Here is a 17,526-nt window from a genome sequence, read left to right as displayed (position 1 = left end):
GGCAAGGTCAAGATGTTGCACTAATGCCAGCACCTCAAGGGGACGATCAATCTGAGTTGCGGTCTGAAATGTCTAGGACAGATTCTCGAGTGACGACGGAAGTCTCCAGCACGCTCACGTGGGCAGGCCCAATCCCGTTCTCGACTCTGTCGAGCAATAGACGGCAAGCTTCTGCCCCGAGCTCGCGCGTTGGCTGCTTGATCATGGTCAATGGTGGATCATAGACCGCTGCCCAGGAACTGTCGTCGAAGCCGATCACCGATACATCCTCTGGTATCCGCAGACCAGCAGATCGAATCGCAGCCAAAGTTCCTGTCAGCGCCTCCGTTTCAGTGCAGAAGATTGCTGTCGGTCGCTTCTTCATCGATAGCATGCGGCCGAGGTCTTCACGAACATGATGTTCCGTCTTCTCTCCCATAGAGACCAGATCGATATCGAGTTCGACTCCGGAATCGGCCAGGGCATCGAGATATCCCATCATTCTTTCGCCATCTGTCCAGAGGTCATTCTGCGCTGCCTCTGAGAGTTCGCTCTGCCAGCGAGGACGGTACTCGTTCGGTGGGCCCCAAACGAAGCCGATGCGTGAGTGCCCTAGTGAAATCAACGACGTGACGGCTTGACGGACGGACTCGCGGTTATTGATGATCACCGTGTCGAGCTCGGCATCGGAGATCTGCCGGTCGAGCAGCACCACCGGTATTGATTGGTCTCGCGCACTTCTGAGAATGTCACCGTGCCCGGTTCCGCGAATCGATGACGAGAGAATGATTCCATCGACTCGGTTGTCCACAAGGAGATTGACTGCAGAGGTTTCATTCTCGACGTCTTCGTACGTACTCATCAGAAGAATCCCGTAACCTTTTGCCGTTGCCAGTTCGGATGCACCACGCACCGCGTCGCCGAAGAACGGGTTGGAGACATCCGCGACCACCACTCCGATCGTCCGGCTACTTCCGGTGGAAACGCTCTGCGCCAATCTGTTGGGGCGGTACCCCAACTTCTGTGCTGCGGTGAGTACGCGGTCGCGTGCGTCGGCGCTCACATAGCCGTACCCGCCGAGCGTACGGGCAGCCGTTGCACGGCCGACTCCGGCAGCCTTGGCCACCTCAGAGATAGTGGGAGTCCGCCTCACGCAGCACCTCCTCAATTCGCACGTTAGAACTGCATCGTCATCGGCCATTCGGACTTCTTCAGAATGATGCGATCACGCCAGCACATGTCATTGCTCTGTCTCACAACCGCAGGGTCTCCCTCTGCCAAAGGCCGATTCAACGAAACACTGTTCGCGTGAAGCGGCCGCACCAGCATAAAGCCCACGATTGAGATACACGTCCGGCAGAACACTGCCCTTCTGCCAGCCGAGATGGAGCAGTTCGACCATGAATCCGGCAAGAAACGCATCACCGCATCCCATAGTATCGACAATGGTGGAGGGGCACTCCACCAGATGGGCCGGCGTTGCGAACCAACGCTGCCCATCGGTGAGCAGCGCTCCCTCTCGGCCCCGAGTTCCAAGTGCGAGTCCCGCCCCCCTGGCGACGATATCTCCCAACAGGTCACGTGCACTGGCCACATCAAGGTCGGAGCACGACACCAATGCAAGGTCGACGTGTGGAGCCACCTGCCGAAGATAGTCTCCGGTTCGATGTTCAGCTTCGTCTGAGAAGTCAAAGCTGAGCAGGGGCCCAGTGGTGCTCAGCTTTGGGAGCTCAGCCTCGGTGGCTGAGTAGGCACTGCTGTGAACCACATCGAAACTCGACGCATAGTCGAATCGTCCATCTGCAAGATCAATCGGCTCACTGACGGTGACACCTCCACCGTTCCATCTTGCAAATGTACGATCTCCGTCGAGGACTTCAAGGGTCGAAATGCCGGAGGGACCTTGGCGAACAACAGAGTGCCCGGTTCGCACTCCTTCTGCCTCAATCGAGGTTCGAATGAATGTACCGAGGTCATCATTGCCGAAGGCTCCCAGATATGACGCAGCAACCCCCAGTCGATGCGCATAGACTGCCACGTTGACTGCGTTGCCCCCCGGGTACTCGACTTTCCGGTCAAGATACCGATCGACGATATTGTCTCCGAACCCAAGTATCTTCACCGTGATTGAGCTCCTCATATAGTCGTAGTCCGAAATCAGAGCGTTCCGCCATTGGCGCTGGCGAAGGCGTTCACGCCAAACTCTCCTGGCCGGGATGGATCGGATCAGAAGCACCCATCCCGGCTCTTACTCGACGCTCAGTACTCCATAACGCGGTAGTAGCGACGAAGGTCGAGCGAATGGTCTCGAACACGCGCAAGGTGCTTTGCAACCCTGTCCATGACTGTGTCGAGGACTATTGGGCCCATCAGCGCTCTGGTCTCGTCGCTGAAGCCGGCCAGTTCATAGTCTTTGGTGTCGAAGACGGTGACATCACCTGAAACTCGCTTCGTGAAAGCCTCCGCACGGTCCGTCAGCGGCCGAGTCTCGTCCTCGCCCTTGAACACCATCACCGATGTGTCTTCCTCAATGAGCTCGAGTGAACCGTGGAACAGTTCGGCGCTGTTGACTCTCGTGGTGTGCAACCACTGCATCTCTTCAAGAATGCACATCGAATAGAGATAGGTGAATCCCCAGAGCGGGCCACCACCGATGAGGAAGTAATACGCCGAGTCCTTGTGAGACTCTGCGAACGACTGCGCTCCCTCTTCGGCGGCTTCTGCAACTTTAACCAAGGCCTCAGGCAATCCGGCGAGATCATCCGCCACCTTCGCATAGTCCGGGAACTCACCTCTGGTGTGGAGCAGACGCCCCACCAAAAGCAGAAGCTGCATGTCGAACGGCCATGTCTTCGGTTTCGACGAAAGAACATGCTCGACGGACTGACCGATTGGAGATTCGGGGTGACCGGTGAAGGCTACGGTGATCGCGCCCTTGTCCTTCACGTACTCAATCGCCTCAATGACATCCCTTGTGGTTCCCGTCACCGATGCGAATACCGCAAGTGTGCTCTTGCCCAATCGGGAATCACCGGATTCGATCAGTTCTTTTGAGATCGCAGCACGCACGGGCAGTGTCGAGCGCCTTTGTGCCAGGTGCTCGTACGGCAGCATCTGAGCGTAGGTACCTCCCGAACCGATCAGCAGCACGTTGTCTATGCCCTGCTCGATCAAGCTGTCAGCAAGGTCCTCCACCTGAGGTCGCAAGGCAACCGCACTGGCGATCCGCTGCCGAAACTCATCCTCGTTGAAATCGAGCATTGTCTGATCCTCTTTTCGTCATCATCAGAAAGTGATACCGGTCTCATGCAGGAATCATATTTCCACACCGGCAGTCGCCACGTCAACAGATTCATCATTTTGCTGACGCACAGCCTCATGAAAGCGAACGTTTTGGAAACTTCATCCAGGATCCTCTTGAAATGTGGTTTGGATCACGGCACAATCTATACGTAATATGACACCGGTATCATACGGCGAAAGTCGATTTTGCCGGCAGTGTCGCCTTCGAGGGTCCTCCCTCGGCACTGCCGCTCACTGCCGGCAGAAGGGTTCGATAAATGCGATACGTGACAAGAACGAGCCTGGCGCTGGTCGTCAGCATTTCGCTGCTGACGTCTGCCTGCACTCCAAAAGCGGCCGACCAGCCCAATACCGACATCACAAGCGAACCGGACTTCTCGAGCACCTTGAGCATTCTCACCAAGTTCGGCGGTGAGCCAGATAGTCAGTACTTCGGAGACCTGGCCGATGATTACATGAAGCTGCACCCATCAGTGAAGATCGAACTCATCCAGGAGACAGATCAATCGGTCAAGGACAAGACCAAAACGCTTGCCGCCTCGGGGGCACTGCCTGACATCTACTTCAGTTGGAACGGCCAGTGGGCGAGAAATTTTATCGACGGCGGAATTGCGGCTGACCTCACCGACTTGATCGCACCGGAGACGGAATGGGGTGGGACTTTTGGTGAAACGTCTCTTGAGGCCTTCAAGTTCGACGACCGCTACTACGCCGTCCCACTTTACAACAACGCAAAATTCGTCGGTTTCAACAAACGCGCATTCGCAGAGGCCGGAATCAAGGTTCCTAAGACTTTTGCCGACCTGATTTCGGCGTGCAAACCATTACGAGAAGCCGGATACGAGCCAATGGCGTTCGGCAACAAGGACGGATGGCCAGCTCTGCACTACCTCCAACAGCTTTTCGCCTACAACGTTCCAGACGACGTGCTGAAGCGCGATTTCGATCCGAAGACAGCGACCTGGGACGACCCTGGATATCTCGACGCGCTCGCTCAATTCAAACGCCTGTCAACCGAATGCACAGGTAGCAAGGACGGTGCGAACGGAGTTCTCTACACCACAGCACAGGAGAACTTCGCGAATGAACGATCGGCGATGTACTACCAGGAAATGCTCGAGTTCGGCAGTTCGGCCGGAGACGATGCTCCACTCGATGAGGAGAACATGGGCATCTTCCAACTTCCGTTTCCTTCGGGCTCGAATGGTGATCCAAACGCTCTGGAGGGAGCGCCCGAGGGATACATGGCCAACTCGAAGTCACCCAATGCCCCGCTCGCCGTCGACTTCTTGAAATTCGCTACCAAGAAGAGGAACGCGGAGACTCTCGCCTCGCCGCCGTATGGGCAGCCAAGCACCGTCGACGGTGCGGTCACTGAAGACACGGCCAGCGACGCGATCAATGAGGGCGTCGACAAGATCAACCAAGCCTCGCGCCTTGACCCGTGGATCGATACTGCGAGTGTTCCGCAGGTTGCCGATGCCTGGCTCGCAGGCGGTGAAGCGCTGATCAGCGGTACATCGACTCCGCAGGAGGTACTCGACAGCGTACAACTGGCAAACGAGCTTGTTCCTTGATCGCCAAACGATCATTGGCGATCGTCCGGTATTTCCAACCCATTCTCCGTAGAGGGATCGACAAACATGTACTCACATTTTCATAGATTTCGAGGCTTGCTGTGGCTCTTACCGGCGCTCATCGTTCTCACTGCCTTCGTCTACGTTCCGCTGGTCCAGAATTTCGGCTTTGCCACCCAGCGATCGAACATCTTCTCTGGAGACAGTGAATTCATCGGTCTGCGGAACTTCGAGGTCTTGATCAAAGATCCCATCTTCTGGCGTTCTCTCTTCAACAATCTCCTTTTCGCCGCAGTATCTGTCGTCTGTCAGGTGGGAGGTGCACTGGTTGTTGCCGCTGCAGTGGAAAGTGTGAGGTCCCGACGTCTGCGTCAAGCCCTCCGGGTGATCTACTTTGTTCCGTCCGCAGTCTCCATCACAGTGGCAGGCCTGCTCTTCTACTTCATCTACGAACCCGACATCGGAATGCTCAATGGTGCACTGAACGCCGTCGGTCTCGACTCCCTTACTCATGCTTGGCTGGGGCAGTCGAGCACCGCGATGATCGCAATCATCATCATGAGCCAGTGGCAGGGTTTCGGCTACACCGCCCTTCTCTTCACCGTGGCGATACAACGAGTTCCCGGCGAACTCTACGAAGCGGCTCAAATCGACGGCATCGGTCCGGTCAGAAGATTCTTCTCCATCACAGTTCCCCTGGTGAGAGAAATGTCCGGGCTGCTCACCATAGTCACGGTCTCCGGCGCCTTCCAAGTATTCAACGAGGTAATGGTGATGACGAGTGGCGGACCGAACAATTCGACTCAGGTCCTTGGCACCTGGCTTTATCACAACGGATTCGTTCGCAACGACTTCGGATACGCAGCCGCCATCGCAATCGTCATATTCTTCGTCACGCTGATAATCGGCCTTGTACAGCTTTGGTATACGCGCCGAAGAAAGGTGGAACTGTGAGGCAAAAGAGAATCGTCAAGCGGAGAGACTTTCTCGCTATTATCGGCCGTATCCTCATCTGGTCGCTGCTCATCGCACTTCTCGTCGTGGTCGTCTATCCGCTTCTGTGGATGGTCGGCAACGGCTTCAAATCCAACGCCGAGTTGTTTGGAAACCCCTTTGCCCTTCCTGGGGAATGGAGATGGAGCAACTACGTTGACGCATGGAATCAGGGTGTCAGCAGCTACCTCACCACCAGCGTCCTGGTGACTGTGTCATCGACTATCACCACGGTGTTCATCAGCGCTTGGGCGGCATACGGCCTCACCCGGGTGAAGATTCCATTCAGCGGTACGTGGACTGCGATCATTCTCGGCGGACTCATGCTCGCTCCACCGGTTGCTTTGGTGCCCTTGGTGCGCATGTTCCAGGCTCTCGGACTCTACGATTCCTTCTGGGCTCTGATCATCTTGTACACCGCTTTCAGGATCCCCTTCACAACATTCCTCATACGCTCATACATGATTGATCTGCCCGCAGAGATCGACGAGGCGGCGGAGGTTGACGGAGCGAGTCGATGGACGACGTTCTGGACGGTCATTCTGCCGATGTGCAAGCCGATCATCATCTCGACGATCATCCTTCATGTCCTCTTCTCGTGGAACGAGTACATATTCGCCATGGTCTTCACAACAGGTACCGGCGTCCAAACACTACCGATCGGCTTGACCAGCCTCATGAGCCGATTCGGCACGGACTTCCCGCTGGTTTTCGCGGGAATGGTGATCGCCGCACTGCCTGTCATCTTCGTATTCCTGTTGTGTCAGCGCTACTTCATCAAAGGAATTACCGACGGAATTGGCAAATGACTGCCAAATATGCAAACGAGCCGAACGGACATGGAAATGAAGCGCATCATCGAACGCGTCTCCGGATCAAATTCCTCCTACCAACACCGCACGTCGATGGAGTGCCTAAAAGAATCTTGCACGTAACTCAATCCTGACCCGCACGCCTCTTGATACAGCGAGGACTCTCCAGAGGGCAGCGAACCGACGAAAGGAACGCCATGGCCAATGCAAACTATCAAAACGTCACGTTGAAGTATCCACACACTGACCAAGCTGCAGTATCAAATCTCAATCTCGACATCAGGGATGGAGAATTCCTCGTGCTTGTCGGACCCTCAGGCTGCGGGAAATCGACAGCGCTGCGCATGCTCGCGGGACTTGAAGAGGTTTCGACAGGCAGACTACTTATCGACGGCGAAGACATGACCGCGGTCGAGCCGAAAGATCGCGACATAGCAATGGTGTTTCAGAACTACGCCCTGTATCCCCATATGAGCGTCGCAGACAATATCGGATTCGGACTGAAGATCGCGGGCGTCAAAAGGGCCGACCGCCACCGTCGGATTCAAGAAGTCGCGGAGAAACTTGACCTGACTGACTATTTGGATCGGAAGCCCAAGGCTCTCTCCGGAGGTCAACGCCAGCGCGTGGCCATGGGACGGGCTATCATTCGAAAGCCACGGGTCTTCCTTATGGACGAGCCACTTTCCAATCTCGATGCCAAACTCAGGGTTCAGACCCGCACATGGATCGCCTCGTTGCAGCGTGAGCTTGGAGTCACGACCGTATACGTCACACACGATCAGACGGAGGCCCTCACCATGGGCCATCGAATCGCAGTCCTTAAACTGGGTGAGCTCCAACAGGTTGGAACGCCGAGGGAACTGCTAGATCGCCCGATCAATACTTTCGTTGCGAGCTTCATCGGCAGCCCTGCCATGAATTTGGTCGACATGGCCGTATCGGCAAATGGAATTGTTTTCGGCAACGCAGATATGCCACTTGCGCCGGTGGTGCTTAACGCACTTTCGACCGCTCGCGTAACAGTCGGTATCCGTCCCGAAGATCTCAAGATACGCAGTGCTGGCCTCGACGGAATCTCGGTCCGAACCAAGGTCATCGAAGAGCTCGGTGCCGATGGCTACCTACATGGCATCATCGAGTCACCAAGCGGCGAACACCCTTTGGTAGTCCGGGTCGACGGTCGATCCCACGCAGCAGAAGGAGAATTCATCACTGTATTGCCAGAACCGGAGAATGTTCATCTATTCGATTCCTTGACAGGTAAACGGATCGGAACTCCAAGGGGACTCGACACCAACTGACGCAACCAAGAACTCGAGCCGTCACCGAAGAGGCCCAAATCTCGAGGCGCTCTCTAGTTCGCTCACCCCTCGCTCGGTACGATGAACAGCTTCCTCAAGGGTGCTTCGTTAACGTACCAGCGAGTCTTCATTCCGTCCTCGAGGCGGACCAAAGTGCCTGATGAGAGCTCAATCGGCGGCAGGTCCGATTCATCGAATTCGATCCGGCCGGTGCCGCTGACGACAAGGAAGACCTCCTCGCCTTCGATGTCGCGCATGTCGCCGGCGCTCATCTCCCACAGCCCGTAGTCGGCTCCTGTGATCGTCCCGAGCTGGGCGAACGCGGTGGTCGGCTCGTCGGGTGCCGCCGAGTTTTCTTCGTCTGCCCCGGCAGAGCCATCCACCCGCTGCCAGTCCTCGATCGGCTCGTGGTCGAGAGGGTATTCGCGGGTATCGATCGGCTTCGCTGCGCTCATGCGATCAGTGTAACCAGGGACTGCGCGATATCACCCCACCGAGGCTTCATTCGCCATTTGGTGCGGATCGGCGATGACTTCGATGACGAGAGGGCAGGCTACGCCGTCGCCTGCCGCTTCTGCACTGTATTCTGCCATGCGCGCGACAGCAGCAGTGAGCTGTTCCCGATCAGTCACCCGAATACCCTCAGCACCCAACCCCTCGGCCGCTCGTGAGATCGAAGGCCACGTCATGAACGCGTTTTCGGGTTTCGCTCCGACATCGATGAGTTTGAGGTATTCGGCACCGTAGCAGCCGTCATTGATGACGATGATGATCAGCGGCAGCGACTGTCGGACGGCAGTGGTGATCTCCACGAGGCCCTGCATCGCACCGCCATCGCCGACCCAGACAACTGTCGGCAGTGTCTGGTCGACCGATGCGACTCCGACTCCTGCACCGATGCCCAACCCAATCGAGCCGAAGTATCCCGGATAGTCCATTGTGCCGGGAGACGGCGTGATGTGCGGCCACACGGACACCGTGAATCGACCGACATCGGTCAACTGGCGAGTTCCCGGTGGCAGCACTCTGTCTATTTCGACAGCCGCCTCGCGCGCGTCGACGTAACCGCCGCCGGTTGTCGAGGTGAAATGTTCGCGATCCTCTCCTGCGTTGGCCTCCGCGATGTCGGCCAGACGACGAGACTCGCTCGGCTCCTGCCCTACTTCACGAAGGATCTCCAGCAGATCCTCCGCAGCAGCACCGGCATCCGCGACCACTCCGAGTGAGATCGGACCATATTTCGCCAGCGCCTCCGGATCGGAATCGACCTGAATAACGCGCTTGTCAGCCAGGAGTCGATAGCTGTCCGTCTGCCAGTTGTTGAGCGATGCCCCCAGCGCAAGTACAACGTCGGACTGCCCGATGTGGTCGGCACCGAGTCTGCTCGAAAGAGTTCCGAAGATCCCGAGATTCTCAGGCTGTCCGGAGAACAGCTCGCGCCCGAGCAGGCTGGTCATCACAGGAGCGTCGATCAGCCGAGCCAGTTCAAGCACAGCGTCACTTGCACCTGTCCTGACGGCGCCAAGGCCAGCGACGACAAGCGGGCGCTTCGCAGCCAGCAGCATCGCCGCTGCGCTTTCGACGCAGTCCGAATCAGGGCGAATGCGCTGAGGCGCAAACGACGGCCAGGTCGGCACTTCGTAGTCAACGTCTGCCGACATCAGCGGGAGCGGAATGTCGACGACCACTGGTCGCGATTCGAACCGCGCCCTGGTGAATGCCTTGGCCAATGTCGACAGAGCTGTCCCCGCCGATCTGACTCGCTCGAACAGCGCCCCCGCATGCTGAGCGAACCCCTGGATGTCGGTGTGCTGGAAGAATTCGTGCACATCAGGAGTGTCGCCCGTGAGGAGAACCAGAGGGGTCTGCGCCCGTACCGCCTCCGTCAACCCCGTCAGGGTGTTCGTCAACGCAGGACCGTGCGTGACAGTGGCGACGCCCAAGCTGCGGCTGGCCCGTGCATAGCCGTATGCCATGAGGACAGCGCCGTTCTCGCCGACTGCGGGAACGTAGGTGCCTCCCTCGCGTTCGATGTAGTCTCCGAGGAACGCCAAATTGGCATCTCCCATGAGACCGAACACTGGCTGAGTGCCGCGCTCGTCCGCCAAGAATCTCGCAATCGCTTCGTGCAGCTTCATGATCGATCCTCGAGTCCGTCGGCGTCGCTGATCAATTGTCCGTCGACCATTGTGTCGACAATCGAGATGTCAGTGATCTCACTGACAAGGACCGCGTGTGGGTCGGCACTGAGCAGAACAAGATCGGCGAGGTATCCCTCGCGGATCGCGCCGAGGCGGTCGCCCATCCCCGCCGCAGCTGCGGCCGCCGTCGTCCACCCGGCGACTGCATCATAGACCGAGATCCGTTCCACTGGAGCGAGCAACGTGCCTTGATCAGTCAGCCTCTCGACCGAGGTGCGTATCCCCTGCAGCGGACTGCCAGGGAGTGGACGGTCCGTGCTGCCGACCAGGGGCACGCCCGCGTCGACGAGCGATTGACCGCGATAGAGCCCGGAGACTCGGTCCTGTCCCAACTGCTCGGCATAATCATCACCAGAGACCCAGAGGAAGCCTGACTGACCGACGACGGTGAGGCCGAGGGCGGCCAAGCGCGGAATTTGATCGTCACGAATGAGCCCGCCATGTTCGATCCTGTGACCACCGACATGGTCAGGAGTGAGGCGGAACGATTCGTCGAATATGTCGAGCGCGATGTCGAGTGCGGCATCGCCGATCGCATGCACTGCAAGCGTCCACCCTCCGGCGATGGCATCGATCATATTCCTGCGGAAGACATTCAGGTCCTCTCGCAGCACCCCGCAGCTGTCGGCTCCGATGTACGGCTCGGTCAGCAGTGCCGTCCTCACCGCCATTCCACCGTCGAGCACGAACTTCATGGGACCGATGCTGAGCATGTCAGAACCTATGCCGGTGCGCAGTCCGAGGTCGAGTCCCCGCGAAAACGCATCAATGCCGCCTGTCACCGAGTGCAGAGCATCGTGACTGGGCATCATCTGGATGCGCATCGGCATTCGTCCCTCGTCGATGAGCTCTTGGAAGCCGATGAGGTCAAGCGGGTTGAGGCTGCCGATGCTCCCGCCGGCTCCCGCCTCGATGCTCATCGTGACACCATCCAGTGCGGCCAATCTGGCCGCTGTGGCCACTGCACCCTTGACCTCCCCGATCGGGTAGGGCAGTCGTTGCTGCTGCACCACGACCTGCTCTTCCTCGTGGAGAACGCCTCGAGCGTCGATGGCGTGCTGCCGCAGATTCGGGTCCTTTATGTCGTGAATGACAGCCGACGAGATGACTGACGAGTGGCTCGAGGTGTGCCGGGCCCAGGCTTTCCTCTCACCGACGGCTGCATCGAGATCGTCTGCCGTGAGGTCTCGGCCGAATGCCCGCTGGTCATATCCAGATATCTCTACCCATGTTCCAGTGGACAGGCCCGCGGCGTAGTCGGCGATCAGCTTGATCACCTCGTCGACGGAGTCAGTTCCGGAAATGTCGAGGGCCTTGAGGGTCTGCCCAGTGAGCTGGAGGTGGGTGTGGGCATCGATGAAACCCGGAAGAATCGCGCCGGAATGCGTGATTTCGCGCCGTGCGGACAAGCCTTCGATCTGCTCATCGACGCCAACGATCCGGTTGTGCCAGATGCCGACTGTGTGGGCAGAGGGTCGTCCCGGATTCATGGTGTGGATCACATCGGCCGAAATTCTGAGATCGAGTTCCATCACTGCTCCTTCTGACGCGCGGTTGCCGCGACCGTCGGGGTGACACCACGTCGCCCTCCGGTACCATCTTCCATCGCGCCCATTCTGGCCGAAACTTCGCGCGGCTCCAGCCCTGCCGCACCGTCGAGGTGATCTCGGGTGCGATCGCGATCGTCTGCGCTGCGATTCTGCCCCATCTTCGCCTTCGCCTGCGCCTTCTCCACCCGGATCCAGAACCCGCTTACCAAGGGCAGCAGCTTCTCCAGGCGCTGTCGCGCAGTCGCGTCCATCTCCCATGCACCCTCGGATTTCGGGTCCTTCTGAATTTCTTCCCGCCTGACCAGGTCGGTGAGATGCTCGCGCAGTGCGTCCTTATCCATCATTGTCGTGGTGCCGGCCAGATGCACGACGGAGAAGTTGTAGGTCGGCAGTCCAGGATCGTCGTACCAACCCGCACTCACGTAGGCCCGAGGGCCGTGGAAGATTGCCAACGCCTCACCCTCTTCTCGAATGCTCCGCTCCACAGGGTCAGATCGGGTGATGTGCCCACTGAGCAGAATCCCCTCCGCAGAGTCTTCAAGGAGTATCGGTACGTGCGCAGCTCGCAGCGGACTCTCGACAACCAAGGTCGCCAGCGAATTCTCCGCAAGGAGTTGACGGAGCTCGTCGAGTGCATCGACTTCGAACAATGGGTTGATCCACATATTTGTCCTAGTACAGTTAGAATCTGTGTTATAACTAATCGTGTCCACTTTTGCATACCGCCCCTTCGTTGTCTAGGAAGCTCATGGAGTCTGATAGATTCGAACGCGTGCTGGATGATGAGTTACGCCGCTCACAGACTGCCCGCGACATCGCCAACGCAGTCGCCTCGGCAGTGAGCTCGGGCGAGCTCCAGCCCGGAACTGCACTTCCCTCCATCCGCAGTCTCGCGATGACCAGCAGCGTCAGCCCGGCCACGGTCAGCTCGGCGTTTGCCATCCTTCGCCGCCGCAACGTCATCACCACGGCGCAACGACGCCGCGCGAGAGTCACCTCGAAACCAGCACTGCCGGTCACCCAGTCGATGCCTCTTCCACCCGGTGCCAAGGACGTCTCTTCGGCTTCTCCCGACGCGGCTCTTCTGCCAGATCTGGGCAGACTGCTCAGCGACGACCTCTGGCAGCCCACCGCCTACAGCACAGACATCTGGGATCCTGCACTTCACCGAGCGATGAGCGAGGCATTCCTCGCCGACGGAGTTGAGGGCGAACTCACTCCGACTAACGGGTCGCTCGATGCGGTAGAGAGAATCCTCTCTGCCATCACCCACCCAGGCGATGCGGTTGCCGTGGAGGACCCTCTGTGGAGCTCGATGCTCTCGCTCGTTCGCGTCCTCGGCCTCGAAACGGTCCCGGTGGCGATCGACGACCATGGCATGAAGCCAGAGGCGCTCGAAAGAGCACTCAAAGCTCGCAAGTGCTCTGCGGTGATCCTGACTCCGCGCGCGCAGAATCCATACGGCTCGGCCCTGGATGCCGATCGCGCAGCCGCACTGCGTGCCGTGCTGGACAAGGATCCCTCCCTGTTCATCATCGAAGACGATCACGCCAGCCTCGTTGCCGGAAGCCCCATGCAGACAGTCACGACCGGTCGCGAACGATGGTCCATCACTCGGTCCGTCAACAAAGCCCTCGGCCCGGACCTCAGGCTCGCCGTGACCGCCAGCGATCCCCAGACGGCGGAACAAGTCCAGGGCCGTTTCATAGTCGGACCAGGATGGGTGAGCCACTTCCTGCAGCGACTGGTAGCTCGAGCACTGAACGATGACGCGGTCGCCGCGCGAATGCGAGAGGCCGAGAGTGAATACACCGCTCGACGCGGTCAGCTCATCGGCGCCCTGGCCGCTCACGGCATCGAGGCTCATGGGACGAGCGGAATGAACGTCCTCATCTCCGTCGACGACGAAACCGCAATCAGCTCTCACCTGCTGGTGGCAGGATGGAGCGTGCGGTCCGGCGCGCCCTTCCGTCTTGAATCTCCTCCATTCCTCCGTGTCAGCGTCTCTCAAATAACTCCGGAGGACGTCGAGCGGTTTGCGGACACCCTGGTCGAGATCATGCACAGCAGCCGCAGCTCGAGGTACTGACTCACGCCGAGAGTGCGTGCACAACGGATGATGGAGAATTTCGCCCGAGAAGCTCTGCCATCCGACTGCTCGCTTCGACTAGGGACTGCAGGTCCACCCCTGTGCTGATGCCCATGCCCTCGAGCATCCAGACCAGATCCTCGGTGGCGAGGTTCCCCGTCGCGCTGCCGGCGAACGGGCATCCGCCAAGACCGCCAGCTGCCGAGTCGAAGATGCGGATGCCACTGTCAAGGCCCGCGAGGACGTTGGCGAGGGCCTGCCCGTAAGTATCATGAGCATGCAGCGCGAGGCGCGTCCGCTCCTCTGCCGTGAACCTGCCGAGGAGTTCACGAATGTGCCCTGCGGTGGCGACCCCGATCGTGTCGCCGAGGCTGACTTCGCTGCACCCTGCTGCGAAGAGACGACGAGCGACACTGAGTACGTCGTCGATCGGCACCCGCCCTTCCCACGGATCACCGAAGCACATCGAAACATATCCACGTACCTGCATCCCTGAGGCCAGCGCCGCGGAGGTCACCTTCTCGGCGGCGGCCAGAGCCTCCTGCCATCCGGTGTTGAGGTTGTTTCGGGCGAAGCTCTCCGTTGCGCTGACGAAGACTGCGATGGATTCGACGCCCGCGGCCAGCGCCAGGTCGAGGCCGCGCTCGTTCGGAACGAGGACGGGCAGATGCACATTCTTGAGGTGACGAACCCCGGCGAACACCTCGGCGGAATCCGCCAGTTGCGGAACCCATTTCGGGGACACGAAACTCGTTGCCTCGACCGTTTCGAGTCCGGCATCCGCAAGTCGTTCGATGAACGCGACCTTGTCCTCGGTTGCGATGATCTGATCTTCGGCCTGCAGCCCATCACGCGGTCCCACCTCGCAGATCGCCACCTCGGGGGTGGTCGACGTCGTGGGGTGAGGATCAGGGAATGCCGGTGTCATGCCCGTAACTCGTTGAGCAGCTCGACGGCATGTTCGACGCGGACCGCGCCATCGGAGACCAACCGTTCGACGATCTGGTCGACCTCGTGCGGCTGCGCACCTGCAGTGACGGCAACATTACGTGCGTGCAGGGACATATGGCCGCGTTGAATCCCTTCAGTCGCTAGTGCCCTCAATGCGGCAGCGTTCTGCGCAAGTCCGACCGCCATGATCACGGAGGCGAGTTCGGCCGCCGTCGCTACCCCAAGCACCGACACCGCGGTCTTCGCAGCCGGGTGGACACTTGTTGCCCCACCCACGAGCCCAACCGGCATCGGGAGCTCCATCGTGCCGACGAGATTGCCCTCGCGGTCGACTTCGTAATGCGACATCGCAGAATAGAGGCCCTGCGCCGCCGCATGGGAATGGGCTCCGGCCTCGACTGCACGCGTGTCATTTCCGGTTGCCGACACCACCGCAGTGATTCCGTTCATGATCCCCTTGTTGTGGGTCGCGGCCCGATAGGGGTCAGCGACCGCAAGCTCGGCCGCGTCAAGTATATCTTCGACGACATCGGGGCCCCCGAGGAGTTCAGCGTCGAAGACACCACGCACTCGGGTGAGGCGTCGGTCGGCCTTATTCGTGAGAATGCGCAGCAGCGGACGCCCCCCAGCAATCTCTCCCAACCTCGGCGCCACGGCCTCTGCCATCGTGTTCACGGCATTGGCGCCCATAGCGTCGCGCACATCGACGACGAGGTGAACGACGACATAGTTCCCTCGCCTGCTCGGCACGAGGCGAACGATGATGTCACGAACACCGCCGCCGACCTCGACGAGTCGGGGATCCTGGCTGTCGGCGAGGGCGCTGATCTCTTCCGTCGATTCGAGCAGCCGCAGACGAGCGGCTTCGGGGTCAGTGACGTCGAGGAGTTGAATCTGCGCCTGCATCAGGGGATCTGTCTGCGACGTGGTGAATCCGCCGGTCCCACGTGTCATCCTCGCGAGATTGCTCGCCGCCGCAACGACGGAAGGTTCTTCCGTCGCCATCGGAACGAGCATATCTCTTCCATCGACGAGGAAGTTCGTCGCGATCCCGATCGGTGTGCCGAGCACACCCACAACGTTCTCGATCATCCGGTCGGCCTGGTCGAGCAGCAACCCCGACTCAGGGTTCCACGTCTCGAAACGGGACTCTGAAAGGCCCGAGACCTCGGCTACTTCGGCCCGTCTCTGGCTGACTGAGTACTTTCGGAATCCCGAAATCCTACTGCTCCGCGCCGCGTCACTGCTCACGCTGTTCCTCCACTGATGGCTCTCATCGATTGTCTGACGTGGTCACTGTAAGTGCTATGCCCCGTTCCGCGGTATGGCCGAAAGTCCATGCGCGCCCTCCTCATCATGGGCAGCCTGCCATACCTGTTTCAGCGCGCATGGGACACGATATGGCTGTCATGTCCGCTGCTCTCGATGAGGAGAACAATGTTCACGCCCAATTCCGATGCGCCCCCAGAGATCTCCGGGCCCGAGCCCGCCCCGGTGAACGGGGGTGGGAGACACGCACCTGAACCGAGCATGCGGACCATCGCCTTCTCTAGCCTGATGGGCACGACCGTCGAATGGTTTGACTTCTTCGCCTATTCCACTGCCGCAGCACTCATCATCAATTCGCTGTTCTTCCCCGATTACGACCCCATCGTCGGTACGATCCTCGCCTTCGGCGGTATCGCAGTCGGCTACTTCGGACGCCCACTCGGATCGATCGTCTTCGGGCATTTCGGCGACCGCATCGGTCGCAAGACCATGCTGGTCCTCTCGCTCATGCTCATGGGAGGTGCAACGTTCGCAATCGGACTCCTCCCGACTTACTCACAGATCGGAGTTGCGGCACCGCTGCTGCTCATGTCATTGCGCTTCGTCCAGGGCTTCGCTCTGGGTGGCGAATGGGGCGGGGCCGTCCTCATCGTCGTCGAGCACGCGCCGGCCAGACGCAGAGGACTGTATGGGAGCGTGCCTCAGATCGGTCTCGCACTCGGTCTGACTCTGGCAACGTTGATCTATCTCGGCCTCACCCAGCTTCCTGACGCGGCATTCGCGTCGTGGGGCTGGCGCGTGCCCTTCCTCGCCAGCGCTGCACTGGTCATCATCGGACTGCTCATCAGGATGCGGATCTCCGAGACTCCGGAGTTCCAGGCTCTGCAAGTAGAAGGACGCAGCTCACGCATGCCGATCGTGGATGCGCTGAGAACACATTGGCGTGAGATTATTCTTGCCGCACTGAGCTTCGCGGGCATCGGCGCGGTCTTCTATATGCTCTTCACCTTCAGCCTCACGTATGGAACCGAGTACATCGGCTTCGATCGAGGTCTAATGCTCATGATGGCAACGGTCTGCTCGCTGCTCTCTATCGTCGGGCTGCCGATCGCCGGATGGCTGGCGGACACATACGGGGCCCGGAAGGTATTCGGAGTCGGATCTGCGGCCATTGCCGTCACCGCGCTACCGTCGTTCTGGCTCATCGACACCGGCAATGCCGGGCTGGCCTTCCTCGGCTATCTTCTCGCCACAATTGCGTTCTGTGCCGCATATGGCACCCTCGGAGTCCTCTATGCGGACGCCTTCGACGCTCGAGTCCGATACACGGGTATCTCTCTTGCTCTGGGGCTCGGCACCATTCTCGGTTCGGCCTTCGTCCCCATCATCTATCTTGAACTGCTGTCGACGTTCGGCGGATCGTGGGCGATCAGCGTCTATATGATCGTCGCCGGTGCGATCTCGTTGGCAGCCTCGGCACTGCTTCGCCGACGCTGAG

The 17,526-nt window shown here is 59.3% G+C and carries 15 protein-coding genes; 6 read left to right on the top strand and 9 right to left on the bottom strand.

What is annotated here, in order from left to right; translation table 11 throughout:
- Positions 1-46 precede the first annotated feature (46 nt).
- The 3 genes from INT40_RS15660 to INT40_RS15650 form a co-directional block, all read right to left on the bottom strand.
- Positions 47-1,132, bottom strand: a complete 1,086-nt coding sequence (locus INT40_RS15660) for a LacI family DNA-binding transcriptional regulator (protein WP_319022012.1) — start codon at positions 1,130-1,132, stop codon at positions 47-49.
- Between the two features lie 87 nt (positions 1,133-1,219).
- On the bottom strand, positions 1,220-2,119 hold the full coding sequence (locus INT40_RS15655; protein WP_226831480.1) for a PfkB family carbohydrate kinase: 900 nt from the start codon (positions 2,117-2,119) through the stop codon (positions 1,220-1,222).
- Between the two features lie 119 nt (positions 2,120-2,238).
- Positions 2,239-3,240 (bottom strand): SIS domain-containing protein, encoded by a 1,002-nt coding sequence (locus INT40_RS15650; RefSeq protein ID WP_193096481.1) that lies wholly within the window; start codon positions 3,238-3,240, stop codon positions 2,239-2,241.
- 299 nt (positions 3,241-3,539) lie between these two features.
- Between INT40_RS15650 and INT40_RS15645 the strand changes: the two genes are divergently transcribed.
- The 4 genes from INT40_RS15645 to INT40_RS15630 all read left to right on the top strand — a co-directional run bounded on the left by INT40_RS15645 (position 3,540) and on the right by INT40_RS15630 (position 7,968).
- Complete coding sequence (locus INT40_RS15645; protein WP_193096480.1) at positions 3,540-4,859, top strand: ABC transporter substrate-binding protein; 1,320 nt, start codon at positions 3,540-3,542, stop codon at positions 4,857-4,859.
- Between the two features lie 96 nt (positions 4,860-4,955).
- Positions 4,956-5,813: a carbohydrate ABC transporter permease gene (locus INT40_RS15640; RefSeq protein WP_226831478.1), complete on the top strand. Its 858-nt coding sequence runs from the start codon at positions 4,956-4,958 to the stop codon at positions 5,811-5,813.
- Positions 5,810-6,661 (top strand): carbohydrate ABC transporter permease, encoded by an 852-nt coding sequence (locus INT40_RS15635; RefSeq protein WP_319022011.1) that lies wholly within the window; start codon positions 5,810-5,812, stop codon positions 6,659-6,661. The genes INT40_RS15640 and INT40_RS15635 overlap by 4 nt, the downstream gene beginning before the upstream one ends.
- A gap of 200 nt (positions 6,662-6,861) precedes the next feature.
- Positions 6,862-7,968, top strand: a complete 1,107-nt coding sequence (locus tag INT40_RS15630; RefSeq protein WP_193096478.1) for an ABC transporter ATP-binding protein — start codon at positions 6,862-6,864, stop codon at positions 7,966-7,968.
- Positions 7,969-8,030: 62 nt separating this feature from the next.
- On the opposite strand, the gene INT40_RS15625 is transcribed toward INT40_RS15630, so the two are convergent.
- The 4 genes from INT40_RS15625 to INT40_RS15610 are packed head-to-tail and all read right to left on the bottom strand — an operon-like array spanning position 8,031 to position 12,384.
- Positions 8,031-8,423, bottom strand: a complete 393-nt coding sequence (locus INT40_RS15625; RefSeq protein ID WP_193096477.1) for a cupin domain-containing protein — start codon at positions 8,421-8,423, stop codon at positions 8,031-8,033.
- A gap of 30 nt (positions 8,424-8,453) precedes the next feature.
- On the bottom strand, positions 8,454-10,106 hold the full coding sequence (locus tag INT40_RS15620; protein WP_193096476.1) for a thiamine pyrophosphate-binding protein: 1,653 nt from the start codon (positions 10,104-10,106) through the stop codon (positions 8,454-8,456).
- Positions 10,103-11,701 carry an amidohydrolase gene (locus INT40_RS15615; protein ID WP_193096475.1) on the bottom strand — a complete coding sequence of 533 codons (1,599 nt, stop codon included), beginning with the start codon at positions 11,699-11,701 and terminating at the stop codon, positions 10,103-10,105. The genes INT40_RS15620 and INT40_RS15615 overlap by 4 nt, the downstream gene beginning before the upstream one ends.
- Positions 11,701-12,384, bottom strand: coding sequence for an FMN-binding negative transcriptional regulator (locus tag INT40_RS15610; RefSeq protein WP_193096474.1), 684 nt, complete (start codon positions 12,382-12,384; stop codon positions 11,701-11,703). The genes INT40_RS15615 and INT40_RS15610 overlap by 1 nt, the downstream gene beginning before the upstream one ends.
- An 83-nt stretch (positions 12,385-12,467) precedes the next feature.
- On the opposite strand from INT40_RS15610, the gene INT40_RS15605 reads away from it, so the two are divergent.
- Complete coding sequence (locus INT40_RS15605; RefSeq protein ID WP_193096473.1) at positions 12,468-13,808, top strand: aminotransferase class I/II-fold pyridoxal phosphate-dependent enzyme; 1,341 nt, start codon at positions 12,468-12,470, stop codon at positions 13,806-13,808.
- A gap of 1 nt (position 13,809) precedes the next feature.
- Here INT40_RS15605 and INT40_RS15600 read toward each other — a convergent pair whose 3' ends face one another.
- Positions 13,810-14,736: a hydroxymethylglutaryl-CoA lyase gene (locus INT40_RS15600; RefSeq protein WP_193096472.1), complete on the bottom strand. Its 927-nt coding sequence runs from the start codon at positions 14,734-14,736 to the stop codon at positions 13,810-13,812.
- Positions 14,733-16,010: a hydroxymethylglutaryl-CoA reductase, degradative gene (locus INT40_RS15595; protein WP_193096471.1), complete on the bottom strand. Its 1,278-nt coding sequence runs from the start codon at positions 16,008-16,010 to the stop codon at positions 14,733-14,735. The genes INT40_RS15600 and INT40_RS15595 overlap by 4 nt, the downstream gene beginning before the upstream one ends.
- 186 nt (positions 16,011-16,196) lie before the next feature.
- Here INT40_RS15595 and INT40_RS15590 point away from each other — a divergent pair, with 186 nt between their 5' ends.
- Positions 16,197-17,525 (top strand): MFS transporter, encoded by a 1,329-nt coding sequence (locus INT40_RS15590; protein WP_193096470.1) that lies wholly within the window; start codon positions 16,197-16,199, stop codon positions 17,523-17,525.
- Position 17,526: the final 1 nt, after the last annotated feature.

Origin of the sequence: Brevibacterium sp. FME17 (assembly GCF_014897515.1) — a bacterium.
Taxonomy (GTDB): domain Bacteria; phylum Actinomycetota; class Actinomycetes; order Actinomycetales; family Brevibacteriaceae; genus Brevibacterium.
This window is presented reverse-complemented; position numbering and strand designations above follow the sequence as displayed.